This is a genomic window from Chroococcidiopsis sp. TS-821 (assembly GCF_002939305.1).
GTDB lineage: Bacteria > Cyanobacteriota > Cyanobacteriia > Cyanobacteriales > Chroococcidiopsidaceae > Chroogloeocystis.
On sequence record NZ_MVDI01000009.1, the window covers coordinates 132454 to 147545 of the forward strand.

A 15092-nucleotide genomic window follows, 5' to 3' on the forward strand; every position below is an offset into this window, starting at 1 on the left:
CTTGTGTTGTTGCGGTTCGTCATTCTGTATTCTTGATAACAAAACAAAATTTCCTCTCAACTATACTTGTTATAATATGTAATTGTGCGCATTGTTATGGTGTCCGCTACCGCAGCCAAAGCAATTTCTAAAATCGATCCGTCATACTATTTGCATCACAAAAAGCCCCTATGGAATGCAATAGCGATCGCATACACTTTAGGTGGTTATGGAAGTGCGATCGCCTTATTCTTATCTTCCAACTTGTGGCTAAATCTCTTGGGAGTATTGCTACTCGCGCATAGCTTAGTGATCTCAGCATATCTATCCCACGAGTTCATGCACGGCACGATTTTTGCCGATCGCAAGTGGAACGCCATTGGTGGTAACGTTATGCTGTGGCTAAACGGTGGCTGCTACGCGCGATTTAAAGATTTAACGCAAGATCACATTGCACATCACATCAATCGCGTTGATTTTGCGGCGTTTGATATTGCGGATTTGATGAACAAACTACCCGCATTTATTCGCAAGATAATTTTAGGACTAGAGTGGCTGCACTTTCCAAGTGTGTCTTTTATCTTTCAGTGGCGCAGTATTTTTGCACCATTTTGGGAACCGCAACGACGCGATGAACGCGGCAGAATTGTTACGCTTCTCATTGTACGCGGATTGCTGTTTACTGGATTAGCAGTAATTTCTCTCAAAGCCCTAGCATTATATTTTCTGGGGTATGTTGGGATGATTACAGTGCTACGATTTGTTGATGCTTTTCAACATACTTATGAAGCAATTCCTGTCGGTTCGCCGTTACCAAAACGAGATTATGCATACGAACAAGCCAACACGTTTTCTAACGTGATTTCGCGACGTTACTGGTGGCTAAACTTGCTACTTTTAAACTTCGGCTATCACAACGCGCATCACGAACTGATGAAATGTCCTTGGCATAGTTTACACGAACTTGACCGCGAGATATTTACAGGTGAAGAAGTTCACTACGTTACGCTACCGCAATTATTAGGAAACTACCATCGCTTTCGGATAGCGCGAATTTTCTCGGATCAAGGTACTGCAATTGACGAAGAAGGTAACTTGCAATTAGAAAAGTTTTATGGTGCGATCGGTGTGTCGTTCTTAGTGAAGTTTTAATTTCATGCAATTACCCGCAGCTTTGGAAACCGTTTTTGCAGATAATAGCGAACCTGATGCAATTTTTCAGGCGTTATTACCTGCATTATGTAACGAGTTGCAAACGGATCGGTGTTTTCTGTATCTGCGCAATCCGCACAATCAAAAGGGAAAAGTAGCATACTGCTGGCGACGCAGTGCGGAAATTCCTGATGTTACAGATTCAGAATGGAGTAAAGAACCTGAATCACTCGCCGCAGAAGATCCGTTATTTTCCGCCGCGTTACAAGCTAAGCCTTCAGTTTATGTAGAAGATGTCGAAACGGCAAATCCGGAAGTTGTCAATTTAGCATTTGAACGCAAACATTTTGGTCATCGCGCCTTAATTCACGCTCACTTGTGCGAAGATGATTTATTATGGGGAATTTTGCAACCGTGTATTTTTGGTAAACCCAGAGCGTGGAGTGAAAGCGATCGCGCTATCATTACAGAATTAGAACAAAGATTGACACCACTAGCCATAACTTACGTCAAGACTGTAGGGATGTAATTTTTAACAACTGCGCAAACAGTGCATCACTTCGCGTTTGATGGCGGTGAATTCAGCAGTTAACTTGATTTCAACATCGCGATTTTGTGGTAGATCGACAATAATCTCTTGTTTGATTTCTCCTGGATGCGCACTCATGACAAACACGCGCTGCGATAAAAAGACAGCTTCTTCAACATCGTGCGTGATCGTGCAAATTGTCGTCCGTGTTTGTCGCCACAAATCGAGTAAAAATTGCTGCATTTGCTCTTTTGTTTGAGCATCCAATGCACCAAAAGGCTCATCCATTAATAATACATCTGGTTCATTTGCTAAAGCACGGGCGATCGCTACTCGTTGTTTCATTCCTCCTGATAACTGCTTAGGATACGCTTTGGCAAATCGAGTTAATCCGACAACGTCTAAAAAGTAAGCGATGCGTTCATTGCGTTGTTTTGCACTCAGCGATCGCAGTCGCGAACCAAAGCCAATATTGCCAGCGACAGTTAGCCAAGGGTACAAAGTATAATTTTGAAATACCATACCGCGATCGGGTCCTGGACCAAGCACAATTTCACCATCAACTTTGACTTCGCCTGAAGTTGGTTGCGTTAATCCGGCAATAATATTAATTAATGTTGATTTACCGCAACCAGAAGCCCCAACAACACAAACAAACTCGCTTTCGTACAACTGAAAATTAATGTTTTGTAAAACTGCGAGCGATTTACCTTGAGTAGGGAAGCTTTTGCTTAAATTACTCACTTCTAATTTTGGTTGTTTGCTGCGATCGCCAGCTTGTGTTGTATGAGTTTCTAGCGAAATTTGAGTCATTACATTTACTTTTTAGTGCAAGGCAGAAATACTTTTTATTCAAGCAAATAACAAAGTCATAAACTGTTAATTAAGATACAATGCTGTCGGTTGAATAACACGCATAATTTTCTCGAATCTGATTAATTTAGCTCACAATTTCATTTAGTGATGACTCAAGTATTTCCCCAACCGCGTAAAAGATATCTTCCCCCTTCAACATTTTGGAGTTTGCGGCAAGGATTTCCGCAATGGTTGCGTCTTTTGCTATCAGCGATCGCCTTGGCTATACCCTTATTATTATGGGCATTAATTAGCTACAGCGGATTAACAACTCCTGTTTTTTTACCAACACCTACAGCGGTAATTGATGCAGGAATTCGGATGTTTACCGAAGAAGATTTACACTTAGATATTATTGCAAGTAGTTTGCGCGTTGCAGCGGGGTTTCTAGTTGCGGCGCTTGTTGGCGTACCTATTGGAATTTTAATGGGAACTTTCTATAGCATGGAAAGTTTATTTAGTCCAATTGTTGGTACAGTTCGTTATATGCCAGTTGTCGCGTTTGTACCTTTAATTATTATTTGGGTTGGTTTAGGTGAAGCGGCAAAAGTTTTGATTATATTTTTGGGAGTTGTTCTTTACAACGCAATGATGGTTGCGGATGCGGTGAAGTTTATTCCGAATGAAATGCTTAATGTGGCTTATACTTTAGGTTCTAATCGTCGAGAAGTGTTATTTCGCGTTATCATTCCTGCTACGTTTCCGAGTGTTTTAGATACATTGCGCGTTAATATTTCGGGAGCGTGGAATTATTTAGTCATTGCTGAATTAATTGCCTCGCAAAATGGCTTGGGATATCGCATTGTGCAATCACAGCGGTTTTTGCAAACTGACAAAGTTTTATTTGCGATCGCAGTTATCGGAGTCATCGGTTTACTCATTGATTACAGCTTGAAATTACTTTCTAAAGCTTTAACACCTTGGGCAGATCAAACGCGTAGCTAAATCACAACTTCAAGTTGAATGAGGGCTTGCGTTGTTATCCCTAAACCTATAATCGCGATCGTGGCAGCGCTCACAACAGGTAATATTTTTAACAATCCTACTTGTGTAGGTAGCTTTTTAAATAAACCTTGGGCATAAATAAGAAGTAAGCCTAAAGCTGTGAGAACCCCTGCTAAACCCAAACTAAACGCTAAGACTAAAACTAACCCCCAACTGATGTGACCGAGTGCGATCGCACTTAATAGTAATACTAACGCTGCCGGACACGGAACAAGTCCGCCAGAAATTCCTAGCGCAAATAGACTGCGCCAGTGAAGCGATGCGGTAGTCGGTAAGTGCGAATGATGGTGGTGTTTGTGAGTATGCGCAGGCGATCGCTGCTGCTGCACGTGCCGCAACCGATGCCAGAATAAATTTATACCAATGAAGACTACCATTAAACCTGATAAAAGACTGAGCCAAGGGTAAAGCAGGTCAGGTGCAATCAAGCGCGAGGCGAATAGCGACGCTAGCCCTAACGCAAAAACACCAATCGTATGCGTAATTGTTGTTGTTAGCCCTAAGAATATTGCATGATAAACAGTAGCACGGGAACCCATGAGGTACGCACCAACGATAGTCTTACCATGCCCAGGAGACATGGCGTGCATCGCACCCCAAACGATTGCACCGGCGATCGCCGCCAAAAATGACCCCTTAAGCGGTATAACTGATGGCATCAGTGATAGCTGACGATTGTCTGGACTAAATATATAGTTTTGCGTTTGCCCAGCGTTGAAGATAGTGGCAAAACACCGCGCTTCAGGTGCTTCTGGTAGAAACAAATTGTAGTCAATTTTTAGCCCTTGTACTGGAGAAGTCCAATTGTAGGTCAGTTGCAAAGTAGTGTGAGTTGTTGCGGTAGCTTGGATTGACGGTATTTTTGTTGCCAAAGGTGCAACGGTAAGAATTCCTTGCTGATGATTGGCGTTCGTCAAACGAAAGCGATTTCCCAGAAACTTTTCTAGTTTTGCTTGATGCGTATGAACTTCCGCAGTCGATAGTTGTCCATCCTGATTATCATCTGCCATTGTCACCAAACCAGTAGGCAACGTCAGCGTTACTTGCGTTTGCGTTTCGCCCACAACAATTTCTGCAACAGCAACATCAGTCCAATGCGCGCGGCTAGCAGTTGGTAGCAAGACAAGCAATAGTGAAACTAGGATGATGCCAAACTTGAATTTATGCCACTTAGTCTTCATTGAATTTATTGGCGATAGGATTACAAACCCATTCCCAGGGCGCGGCGTGCTTGTTCGTTAAAAGTTGGGTCAATTTCTTGCGCCAGTTGAAAGTAAGCGATCGCCTGTGATTGTTTGCCTTGTGCTTTGGCGATTTCACCGGCTCTATAAAAGAGTACGGGATCGCGAACGCCCGATTTTAGTGCTTCTTGGATTGCTGCTTGTGCTTCCCGCCAGCGCCCCGAACGCGATAGCGCCCACGCAAAAGTATCGAGAGTTTGAGGATCGCGGCGCAGACTCAGTTCAGTTTGCATCAATGACAATGCTTCTGGTAAATCCTCGTTTCGCCCGCGTTCGAGTAATAGTTGTGCTAATTCGCGTCGATGTCCAAACGCACCGTCGTGATGTCCGCTAGCATTTTGTTGACGTAATAAAATTTCCGCTTGGTGCCAAAAAAGTGCGATCGCTTCATTTTGTCTACCTTGTAGTAGCATGAGTCTAGCTTTACTCCGTTCAACAACGCGATCGAACACCGTTGCTGCTTCACGCGAATATGCAGTGATTTGGTTGTAATAGTTTGCAGCATTGTTGTAGTCTCCTTGTCTTGTTTTCAGTTCGCCAAGTTGTACGAGTGCGAAAGAATACCCAGGTAAGATTTGCAAAGCTTCCTGATACAGATCCTCTGCGAGTGCGAGTTGTCCGCGTTGCAAATAAAATCGCCCTAACAATGTTCGTACCCATGCTGAACTGGCTTTTTCTCCTGGTTCCTCAGCAGCTAAAGCAGCTTGAAAAGCTTGTATGGCTTCTTGGTCTTTTCCTTGTGCAACTTTAACCAAAGCTTGCAATGCTAAACTTCCTAAACTGGGCATTTGCTCGACTAAGGTATCAGCAGCGCGACTGGCTTGTGCAACTTTTCCGATTGCCAAATGCGATGTCACCATAATTGCTAACGCATCTTCGTTATGCGCTTGCGAATTCAGCACTTGTTGCGCAAGACGAATCGCACCAGAAAAATCATGACGCGCTTCTGCTACCCGCGCTAAGACTAAAATTGCACCTTCGTTGTTGAAGGGTAAATGCGTTAGCGATCGCCCTGCGGCTTGCTCTGCAAGTAAATACCAGCTACCTTCTCCTGTTGCACGCCCCATTTTGAGATAAGCGCGCGCAAGTGAAGTTAAGTTCAAACCGCCTTGAGGGTCTTGACGAACTCGTTCTTGATAAAAAGCAATTTCCTGCTGCACAAGAGTTGTTGTATTCGTCTCTTTTTCTAAGGACTGCCTAAAGGGATAACGATAAGGAGCAGTAAGATGAGAATTGTGCGGCGTCATCCCTATCCACAGGCGCTTAAAAAAGATTGTCACTAACACAATAGTTGTCATTGATACTGCTACAACCAACAGCCACTTGAAACTCGTCGTAGCTGCGTAGCTACACTTATCTTTCATAAGCTGCAAAGTCCCCCTTCTCCAAAGGGGCTATCATTTTTAGTTTTGTCGTGCCAAGTAAGGAAACTGGTTCACTAAAGGTTTGTGACCTTGTGCAGGATTTCCAGGAGTACCAGCATACGACACGTTATCAGTTGTTACCGCTTTATTGGTGAGTACACTCAAGGTTGTATCAATGACATCATCAAGTAGCTTACGTCCAGCAATTGGTCTTTTCTGAGTATTGACAGCACTTGCATAACCACTTGGTATAGTTGTATCAATTCGCATCACATCAGGTAAAAAGGCAGCAAGTAGAGCATCCGCCTGTACTGAAGAATTGCCAAGCGCCAGCAGCGTGTTTCTGGCTTCCCGCCGGACAAGTGCAGTACTAGGACTTAAATCTTGACTGGGCGGAATACTGTTAAAGGCATTTAAAAAATCGTTGGTAACAACCAAACCTTCATTAATTCCTGGTTGTGCTAGCCGCTCAAATTGTTTAAACTGACCGCTACGGGGATCTCTAACCGAGATTGTTTGCCAAACATCGAACGTCGTTGCAGAAGTAGAACCGCGCAAGAAATTAATAGGAACTCGCACAACGATCGCATTGACGTTGTATCCTTTGGCAAAATCCAATGCTGTATTAGCAGGGCGAAAACCTACCGCAGGTCCTATTCCCAAAGCGCCTGCACGGACGCGAAAGAATTGCTCGACATCAAAAAAGAAGGGATCTTCACGCAATCCCGCAAATACCGTAAGTTGCGACCCACCCAGCGCCAGATTGTTAATAATTGGCGGCGCGGCGGGGTTAGGGTTGAGATGCGTCGTTTTTCCTCTGGCGACTCCGAGGACGTTACCATTACCAGCGATCGCCGTCAGTTTGAAAGGTTGTTGGTTGAAAGCATTAGGTGCATCAAATTCAAAGCGAAGAATGAGGTTAGGTATCCCCGTCGGAGTTGCGTTTCTATCAGTAACGCGCGTCACTTTGAATTCATATCGCGCAGTGTTGCTGAAAAAATACTGCTGACGCGCAAGCGATCGCGGATTAGTGTTCATCACGAAGATCAAATTATTTGGACCAGTAGTAGGGTTTTGGTCTTGTTCTCGGAATACATACAAATCAGTCAAATTAACGTTGCGACCTTTAGTATCGACTTCGCCATCGTCATGGTCTGATGCTTCGATGTACTGTGGAACAAACGTCACTAAACCTACTAGGCTCAAGCTGATGCTGCTTAGTAGAATAATTGCTTTTTTACGTTTTCTATGTTTAAAGTACCTCAAACACAAAGATGCAAGATTTGTTTTATCTGCCATGTGGGTTAGATCCTTTTTGATTTGGATTATTAATTTTGAATGTGTTCAATGACATCTTTTGCATAGCTACGCAGAGATGCACAGAAGTTATGAGTTCTGCGTTAAAGAAATTCTTTTACTAACGTCTGCGAAGGTTGACCGCTAAACCAACAAAGCCACCTCTCGTTGGAAAATTGCCTAATTTAGCCGCCGCGCCCGTGGATAAGTTAATGCTGTACAATGTTGAGCCAGAAATGGCAAAGGCAAAATTTCTGCCATTGGTATCAGTCAAGATGTCCATTCCTGCGATCGGGGCAAAGTTAACGCCAAGCGCACCTACTGTCGTTAAAGTTCCGTTGGGTGGATCTTGCAATACTAAAACATCGCGATCGTAGTCAATGTCGAAAAGCTGCGTAGAAGCAGGTGTAGATGCTCCTATACGAGAATTTGTGTAGGCACCTGCGGTAATATTAGGTTCTATCCCAAAGTTGGGGTCTCCAGCAATGTAGGCTAAGGCTGTTTGAGATGTCGCGGTACCGTCATCGACATTGACAGAGAAATTTTGTTGATTGCTACCAACAACGCGCAGACGATCTAAAACCGGATTGAAATCACACCCCGACTGAAATCCACCATTGAAGCTAGTCGAGAGAGTTTTTTGCAACTTTGCACTACCCGTCTTGGGGTTGATAGTGTATATTTTGTCAGTATCTGTCAAACCATACAGCAATCCGTTAGCGGGACGAAAGTCGATACACTGTAAGTTACCATCAATACCGCTGACTACAATCCGCGTCGGCTGCTCTGAACCAAAGCGAACTAAAACATTATTCGAGGTTAAGCCAATAATTGTAAATGCTGGAGTTGCATGGCTTTGGGTATGTACGAGTGACAAGCTAGTCGCTACAGCGATCGCAGTGACAATTTTGCTCAAGCTAAGTTGCATCATGAGCCTCCAATAATTATTAGTTATATTTCTGAGCAATAACCAGCTACGTCAAACAAAACCAGAAAATTGACTGGTTATTGCAACAGTGGTGCTTTCTAAAGGGGTATACGTCTAATATCAGCACTTGGATTCATGCAGGCAAAAATATTTTTGGCGGAGGACATCTCTGCAACCCTGTACATACCATTAGGTTTTGTGGATAAGTGGTATTTAAAAATCAAATAGATAAAAGTATGGAATGGGGTGACATCAACACGTAGCTTATTTTGGGCTGGCAAAAACGCAATGCATTGAGCAGAACTAAAGTGCAAAACATCAACAAGATGTTATTACCCGTGGATGACCAATCGGCAAAAGATGAAGAAGCAGCGCTGCTTGCCAAAATTGCGCAGCAAGATCAAACTGCACTCGCTAAACTTTACGATCGCTACGCCCAAGTTCTCTATGCAGTCGCTTTTAAGATTGTGGGTACTGTCGAGGAGGCTGAAGAAGTTGTGCTTGATGTTTTTCACCAAGTATGGAAAACAGCCCAACGCTATGATGTTAAACGCGGGCGAGTTGATACTTGGCTTTTTATGCTAACTCGCAGTCGATCGCTCGATCGATTACGTGCTTTAGAGCGAATCGCACAAGCTGCTGCATTGACTAAAACACTACCAACTCAACCTCTAACGATTGATCCAGAGGAGGATGTTCTGATTGGCGAACGTCGCGCTAGAGTATTAGCGGCTTTGAGCCAGATTCCACCAGCACAAAGACAAGTGCTTGAAATGGCTTACTACAAGGGACTCACGCATGTAGAGATTGCTGCACAAACTGGCGAACGTCTTGGTACGGTTAAAACCCGCATTCGCCTAGGATTAAGTAAATTACGTCAGATCCTCGGCACCTGGGAATAGGCAAGTTAAGATGGAGCAATAAGCAAGTTAAATATAATGAACCACGACGATTTGAATGAACTTGCAGCTTTATCCGCATTCGAACTTTTAGGCGAATCTGAGTGCGGTGTACTTGAAGATGCGATCGCGCAATCTCCAGAACTGGGAGAGAAGTTAACTCAATTACAGGACGCCGCCGCAGCGATCGGCTATAGCGCCCCGATTGTACCGATGGCTTCTGATCTCAAAGAACGTCTATTTCAACGTATTGCAACAGCAGTTGAGAATACTGAAGATGTAGCCACTTCACCTGATTTAGCACATTTAACGCAACAAGCAAGCCGCGTAACTTGGCAACCTTACTCGCTACCTGGCGTTATCGTTGGTACACTCCACATTGACACAAATCGCAGAGAAATTGCGTGTTTTCTTCGCGCTGAAGCTGGCGTGCAATTTCCTTATCACTCTCATGCTGGAAATGAAGAAATTGTCGTGTTAGAAGGCGATCTTATTATTGGCGATCGCGTCTATCGAACTGGTGAGTGTATTTTGTCACATAGAGGTTCGGCGCATAAACCAAAAACCTCTGGTGGTTGCTTACTTTTCTTGCGTACTTCGCTAGACGATCGGATTTTATCCTAACGCTTAGCTGATGTTTTTAGACCATTAAATACGAAAAAATAAACGTAATTTAAATGCGAGTGCGAATGAATCTGCCGTTTAATAAAAGAAAGTCTACTCCATGTAATTTTTCATAAAAATCTTGTTTTAATGTACGAAGGTACACTTTGCCTCAACAGCCCTGACTTCAATTAGAGGGTCTCCGTGAGTCGTGCAGGAGGTCTCATCAATAAAAGTTTGACTCACAAACGTTAAGTGTGGAGTTAGTTACAAATTGTTCTATTGACTAGCTCTATTATCACAGTTAACTCAAAACTTTTTTACATATGAAAATCAATTTAGCAAAAACTGCATTAATTTGCGTCGATATGCAAGCAGGAGTTTTCACAGGTGAAGGAAACTTACCACATGTTGGAACTGCTGAAGTTCTCCCCAAAGCGAAAAAAGTTTTAGCAGCAGCGCGAGAAGCAAAACTACCAATCATTCACTTTCAAGAAGTCCATCGTAAAGAGATGGTAGATTTTGGTAGAGAATTAGATGGTGCTGAACCTGTGCATTGTTTAGAAACTTGGGCTAGCACCAACTACTATTGGGAACTCGCACCAATTGATGGCGAGTTTGCTATTGCTAAAAGACGTTACAGTTGCTTTTTTGGTACAGATTTAGAAATTCTTTTGCGTGGGTTGAAAGTTGATACTGTTGTGCTAATGGGAACAATGACAAATGTATGCGTTCATTACACCGCAGTTGATGCGCACCAACGCGACTACCACTTTCATGTTATAGAAGATTGCTGCGCTGGTTCCGATTGGGATGCACACTGGGCGGCTTTAACAGCAATGGAATATTTACAAACAGGCGCGCGTATTCTCCACACTGATTTTATTGCCGCTTTGCATTCCGTCGCCGTTAAGTAGGTGGGCATAATTAAATAACATTTGTCGGGTAATAGGTAATAGGTAATGGGTAATAGAAATTCTTTCCGCTTTCCCAATGACCAGTGACCAATTACCAGTTCTGTTCGTCTACTTCCATCAAAAGAAGGAATCGGAGACTTTCCTAATAACCAATGACCAATTACCAATTACCAGCCCTTAAATTATGTTTATTTTCACCACTTACTTCAGTAGAGTTGTTTATGCTTGCACTTCGCGTAAAAATCTTGGTTCTAGGATATTACTCAAATCGGGGGCTTGAGGAATTTGTTTTTGGGAAACGAGAAATTGTGACAAGTCGTTCATGTGGTCGAGTAAATACATATCACTTTGGGGATTACCCAGCATTTCTAAGTTCGTTGGTAAATCGATGAGTCTGACGCCTTTGAGTTGTTCTTCGACTTCTTGGGGTGTGAGTTGCAAGCGTTTACCTGCGATCGCTAGTGCTTCATCGCGGTTTGTTTCCATAAATTCGCGCGCCTGCAAAATTCCTCGAATAAAACCTGTCACAGCGTTGGGGTTTGCTTCGATGAACCTCGTACCAAATAAATACACATCCACAATCGCGGTTGGCATTTTAGAAGTATCGTAAATAATTCTGCCGTCTGGCTGCGCTTGATCGGCTTTTTGCAAGAATGGTGAATAAGTCACCGCAATCTCGGTTCTTCCTGCTTGATACGCCGCCGCTGCTGCATCAGGAGTGACGTTTATCAGTTTGACATCATCACCACTCAAGCCTGCTTCTTTCAATACTTGAAGTAAGAAGAAATGACTGACTCCGCCAACTTCGACAGCAACTTCTTTGCCTTTAAAGTCAGCAATACTAGTAATACTATTACGCGCTAAAATTCCATCGCCGCCTAGCGAGTTATCCGCTGCCATAATAATGCGATAGTCTACGCCTTTAGCAGCTAAAGATACAGCTTCAGAAGTAACGACGGCTTGACTGTCAAGTCGTCCTGCGCCAAAAGCCGCCATCGCATCGGTAGCTGAACTAAAATCTCTAAAATTGAGGTTTAACCCGTTTTCTTGAAAAAAGCCTTTCTCTAATGCAATATACAAAGGCGTATAACCAATCCACAGCGTACTTCCTGACGTCGCCGAAACTTGGTTTGTCGTAGATGATGTGTTAGATAGCGTTCCTGATTGCTGAGTACACGCGTGTAGCGCCAAACTTCCTGCAAATCCTGTGAATAATGACAATGCTTGACGGCGCGTCCAATGCGAATGATTACTCATACTCATGAGTATCTCTATCCCTAAATTGCTCTATCGCACCATTAAGCGATTTATTTTGGTGAAAAAATGTTAATAAAAATACAATTTGCCTAGTTATAATTCTATAACTTTTTAGGTATCTATTAGTAGCATCTACGAATTAGCAGACAAATTGCTGCTTTATTAAACTACTTGCAATGAAAAAACTTAGGCTATTATTTACACTTTCACTAGCAGCAATCGTTGCTTTAATTATCGTCGTCAGTGATAGCATAAATAACAAACTTGCTGCTCAATCACAATACGCTGGGCGCACTTTGGTGATGGTAACATCAGCCGATTACCCGCCTTACGAGTTTAGAGATACAGCCGCCGGTAGTGAAATCATTGGTTTTGATATTGACATTGCCAATTATATTGCCCGCGAACTAGGGTTTGAATTAAAAATTCAAGATACAGACTTTAATGGTATAATTCCAGCGCTACAATCGCAAAGAGCAGATTTTGCGATGGCGGGAATGACACCAACAGAGGAACGCCGACAAAATGTAGATTTTTCTGATATTTATTACGAAGCGAAGAATACAATTGTTGCACTTCAAGGTAGTAATTTACGAGAACCTGAAGATTTAGCAGGCAAAAGAGTCGGCGTTCAACTCGGTTCGATTCAAGAAACGACAGCAAGAGAATTTGAAAATGTTACTGTTGTACCGCTGAATCGCACTGGTGAGATCATTCAAGAAGTCAAGGCAAGACGTGTTGATGCAGCAATTATTGAAGATACGATCGCTAGAGGTTTTGTTGCAAATAACCCTGACTTAGAATTTAACACGATTGATGCGGGCGAAGGCGGTTCGGCGATCGCATTTCCTCGCGGTTCTCCTTTGGTTGATGACTTTAACCGCGTCTTGCGACAAATGCAAAGCAGTGGAGAAATGGAAAGGTTAGTCAACAAGTGGTTTGGCGGCGAACCTGAAACAACTGCAACAGCGAATGATTCTCCATTTTCTTTTGCCCAAATCGCGCCGAGTATTCCCTTTATTTTACGCGGCATTTTAATAACATTACAGTTCACTGCTTTATCCGCAATTTTTGGGTTTATTTGGGGAACAATTCTTTCCCTATTTAAAATCTCCACTTTTAAACCATTAGTTTGGTTTGCAACGGCTTACACGTCAATTTTTCGCGGTACGCCGTTACTGTTGCAAATTGCTTTAGTTTACTACGCCACGCCCCAAATTACTGGATACAACATTCCTGCACTATTAGCTGGGGTAATTACATTTACCCTTAATTCGGGTGCGTATATTTCTGAAACAATTCGCGGTGGTATTCTGGCAGTTGATAAAGGACAACGCGAGGCAGCGCTTTCTTTAGGTGTTCCTTATCAACCAATGATGTTAGATATTATCCTACCTCAGGCAATCAAAAATATTTTGCCTGCATTGGTAAACGAAAGTATCGCGTTACTGAAAGATTCAGCTTTAGTTTCGACAATCGGTGTAGCAGATTTATTGCGTCGCGCTCAAATTGTTGGTGCAGAAAGGTATATATACTTTGAACCGCTGATCGTAGCTGGCGTTATTTACTACTTGATGGTAATGAGTTTAACTTGGGGGGGCTATGCGCTTGAAAGAAGATTACAACGTAGCAGTTGATGTTGCGGTTGATGTAGAAGATTTACATAAATCCTTTGGCAATCTAAAAGTTTTACGCGGCATTTCTACTAAAGTTAATAAAGGCGAAGTTGTTGCCATTATTGGTCCTAGTGGTTCAGGAAAATCAACTTTCTTGCGCTGCATGAATTTATTAGAAACACCAACATCAGGGAAGATTTACATTGATGGTGTCGATATTACATCGCGCAAATGCGATATCATGAAAGTTCGCCAAAATGTAGGAATGGTGTTTCAGCACTTTCATTTGTTTCCGCACATGACGGTGCTAGAAAATGTCACGTATGCGCCTACTAAAGTTAAGCACGTTGATAAAGAGGTGGCGCGACAAGAAGCGCTGGATTTACTCACTAAAGTAGGATTAGCAGAGAAAGCAAATGTTTATCCTGCTAAACTATCAGGAGGACAAAAACAACGTGTCGCGATCGCGCGGTCTTTAGCAATGAAACCGCAAGTAATGCTATTTGATGAACCAACTTCTGCACTCGATCCTGAAATGGTGAAAGAAGTGTTAGAGGTGATGAAAGACTTAACGCAAACAGGCATTACAATGGCAATTGTAACGCATGAAATGGGCTTTGCCAGAGAAGTCGCGCACCGAATTTTATTTCTAGATGAAGGGCGTTTAGCTGAAGATGCAACTCCGAAGCAGTTTTTTAGCAATCCGCAGTGCGATCGCGCGAAACAATTTCTCGAAAAAATGCTGTAAACCAGGTTAGTATATTTCTCGTGCTAGCTTGGAAATGAAACAAGTTAACTGCAAAGTAGGGAGTTGAAAATGCAAACTCAACAACATTACTACACTCCCGAAGAATATTTGGCACAAGAGGAAGTTGCAGCGTTTCGCAGCGAATACCGCGATGGAGAAATTGTGCCGATGACGGGTGGGTCGATTAACCATAATCAGATTGCAGGAAACGTTTATGCTTTTTTGAAGTTTATGCTTCGCCAAACTGATTTCAAGCCATATATTGGCGACCTGCGGTTATGGATTCCTCGTTATCGGCAGTATACTTATCCTGATGTATTTTTAATACAAGGTCAACCTATTTTTCAAGACCAACGTACAGATGTAATATTGAATCCTTGCTTTATCGTTGAAGTCTTATCCAAATCAACAAAAGATCGCGACAGAACTGATAAATTTCGCTATTATCGTTCCATACCAGAGTTTCAAGAATATATACTAATTAATCAATACGAGATTGAAATTGAGCAATATCTAAAATCCGATCGAGATTCTTGGCTATTTCGCGCTTATGAATCTGATACAGAAAAAATCTTTTTTGCTTCAATCAATGTAGAAATGACAATTGCAGAAATCTACGAAAACGTTAACTTTAATTTAGCAGATACACAAGGGTAAGATATCATCAGGCGTACTAGCTTAGTGCATAAATTCGCAGCTAAAC

At 42.7% G+C, this 15092-nt stretch carries 15 protein-coding genes; 9 read left to right on the plus strand and 6 right to left on the minus strand.

What is annotated here, in order from left to right:
• The first annotated feature begins 96 nt into the window (after positions 1-96).
• Entirely contained in the window at positions 97-1131 is a 1035-nt protein-coding gene (locus B1A85_RS19150; RefSeq protein WP_104548332.1) for a fatty acid desaturase, read from the plus strand.
• 4 nt (positions 1132-1135) lie between these two features.
• Positions 1136-1660 carry a GAF domain-containing protein gene (locus tag B1A85_RS19155; RefSeq protein WP_104548333.1) on the plus strand — a complete coding sequence of 175 codons (525 nt, stop codon included), beginning with the start codon at positions 1136-1138 and terminating at the stop codon, positions 1658-1660.
• Between the two features lie 3 nt (positions 1661-1663).
• Here the strand turns inward: B1A85_RS19155 and B1A85_RS19160 are convergent, their stop codons facing one another.
• Positions 1664-2473: an ABC transporter ATP-binding protein gene (locus tag B1A85_RS19160; protein ID WP_104548334.1), complete on the minus strand. Its 810-nt coding sequence runs from the start codon at positions 2471-2473 to the stop codon at positions 1664-1666.
• A gap of 150 nt (positions 2474-2623) precedes the next feature.
• On the opposite strand from B1A85_RS19160, the gene B1A85_RS19165 reads away from it, so the two are divergent.
• Entirely contained in the window at positions 2624-3460 is an 837-nt protein-coding gene (locus tag B1A85_RS19165) for an ABC transporter permease (protein WP_104548335.1), read from the plus strand.
• Here B1A85_RS19165 and B1A85_RS19170 read toward each other — a convergent pair.
• From B1A85_RS19170 to B1A85_RS19185, 4 genes are all read right to left on the minus strand, one after another.
• Positions 3457-4701 (minus strand): nickel/cobalt transporter, encoded by a 1245-nt coding sequence (locus B1A85_RS19170; protein WP_104548336.1) that lies wholly within the window; start codon positions 4699-4701, stop codon positions 3457-3459. The genes B1A85_RS19165 and B1A85_RS19170 overlap by 4 nt on opposite strands.
• A 20-nt stretch (positions 4702-4721) precedes the next feature.
• The gene (locus B1A85_RS19175) at positions 4722-6059 is read right to left on the minus strand and encodes a tetratricopeptide repeat protein (RefSeq protein WP_210404593.1); all 1338 of its coding nucleotides are present in this window, start codon (positions 6057-6059) and stop codon (positions 4722-4724) included.
• Between the two features lie 105 nt (positions 6060-6164).
• Positions 6165-7331, minus strand: a complete 1167-nt coding sequence (locus tag B1A85_RS19180) for a DUF4331 domain-containing protein (protein WP_210404594.1) — start codon at positions 7329-7331, stop codon at positions 6165-6167.
• A 211-nt stretch (positions 7332-7542) separates the two neighbouring features.
• A complete protein-coding gene (locus B1A85_RS19185; protein ID WP_104548339.1) occupies positions 7543-8352 on the minus strand; it encodes a DUF4394 domain-containing protein in 810 nt (269 codons plus the stop codon).
• Between the two features lie 323 nt (positions 8353-8675).
• Between B1A85_RS19185 and B1A85_RS19190 the strand changes: the two genes are divergently transcribed.
• The 3 genes from B1A85_RS19190 to B1A85_RS19200 all read left to right on the plus strand — a co-directional run bounded on the left by B1A85_RS19190 (position 8676) and on the right by B1A85_RS19200 (position 10768).
• Positions 8676-9251 carry a sigma-70 family RNA polymerase sigma factor gene (locus tag B1A85_RS19190; protein ID WP_104548340.1) on the plus strand — a complete coding sequence of 192 codons (576 nt, stop codon included), beginning with the start codon at positions 8676-8678 and terminating at the stop codon, positions 9249-9251.
• A 36-nt stretch (positions 9252-9287) separates the two neighbouring features.
• Entirely contained in the window at positions 9288-9872 is a 585-nt protein-coding gene (locus tag B1A85_RS19195; protein WP_104548341.1) for a cupin domain-containing protein, read from the plus strand.
• A 305-nt stretch (positions 9873-10177) separates the two neighbouring features.
• Positions 10178-10768 carry a cysteine hydrolase family protein gene (locus B1A85_RS19200; protein WP_104548342.1) on the plus strand — a complete coding sequence of 197 codons (591 nt, stop codon included), beginning with the start codon at positions 10178-10180 and terminating at the stop codon, positions 10766-10768.
• A 219-nt stretch (positions 10769-10987) separates the two neighbouring features.
• Here B1A85_RS19200 and B1A85_RS19205 read toward each other — a convergent pair whose 3' ends face one another.
• The gene (locus B1A85_RS19205) at positions 10988-12031 is read right to left on the minus strand and encodes an ABC transporter substrate-binding protein (RefSeq protein WP_104548343.1); all 1044 of its coding nucleotides are present in this window, start codon (positions 12029-12031) and stop codon (positions 10988-10990) included.
• 170 nt (positions 12032-12201) lie between these two features.
• Between B1A85_RS19205 and B1A85_RS19210 the strand changes: the two genes are divergently transcribed.
• The 3 genes from B1A85_RS19210 to B1A85_RS19220 all read left to right on the plus strand — a co-directional run bounded on the left by B1A85_RS19210 (position 12202) and on the right by B1A85_RS19220 (position 15046).
• Entirely contained in the window at positions 12202-13662 is a 1461-nt protein-coding gene (locus tag B1A85_RS19210; RefSeq protein WP_104548344.1) for an ABC transporter substrate-binding protein/permease, read from the plus strand.
• Positions 13628-14389 (plus strand): amino acid ABC transporter ATP-binding protein, encoded by a 762-nt coding sequence (locus tag B1A85_RS19215; RefSeq protein WP_104548345.1) that lies wholly within the window; start codon positions 13628-13630, stop codon positions 14387-14389. Before B1A85_RS19210 ends, B1A85_RS19215 begins: the two co-directional genes overlap by 35 nt.
• Positions 14390-14458: 69 nt before the next feature.
• On the plus strand, positions 14459-15046 hold the full coding sequence (locus B1A85_RS19220; RefSeq protein ID WP_104548346.1) for a Uma2 family endonuclease: 588 nt from the start codon (positions 14459-14461) through the stop codon (positions 15044-15046).
• Positions 15047-15092 lie beyond the last annotated feature (46 nt).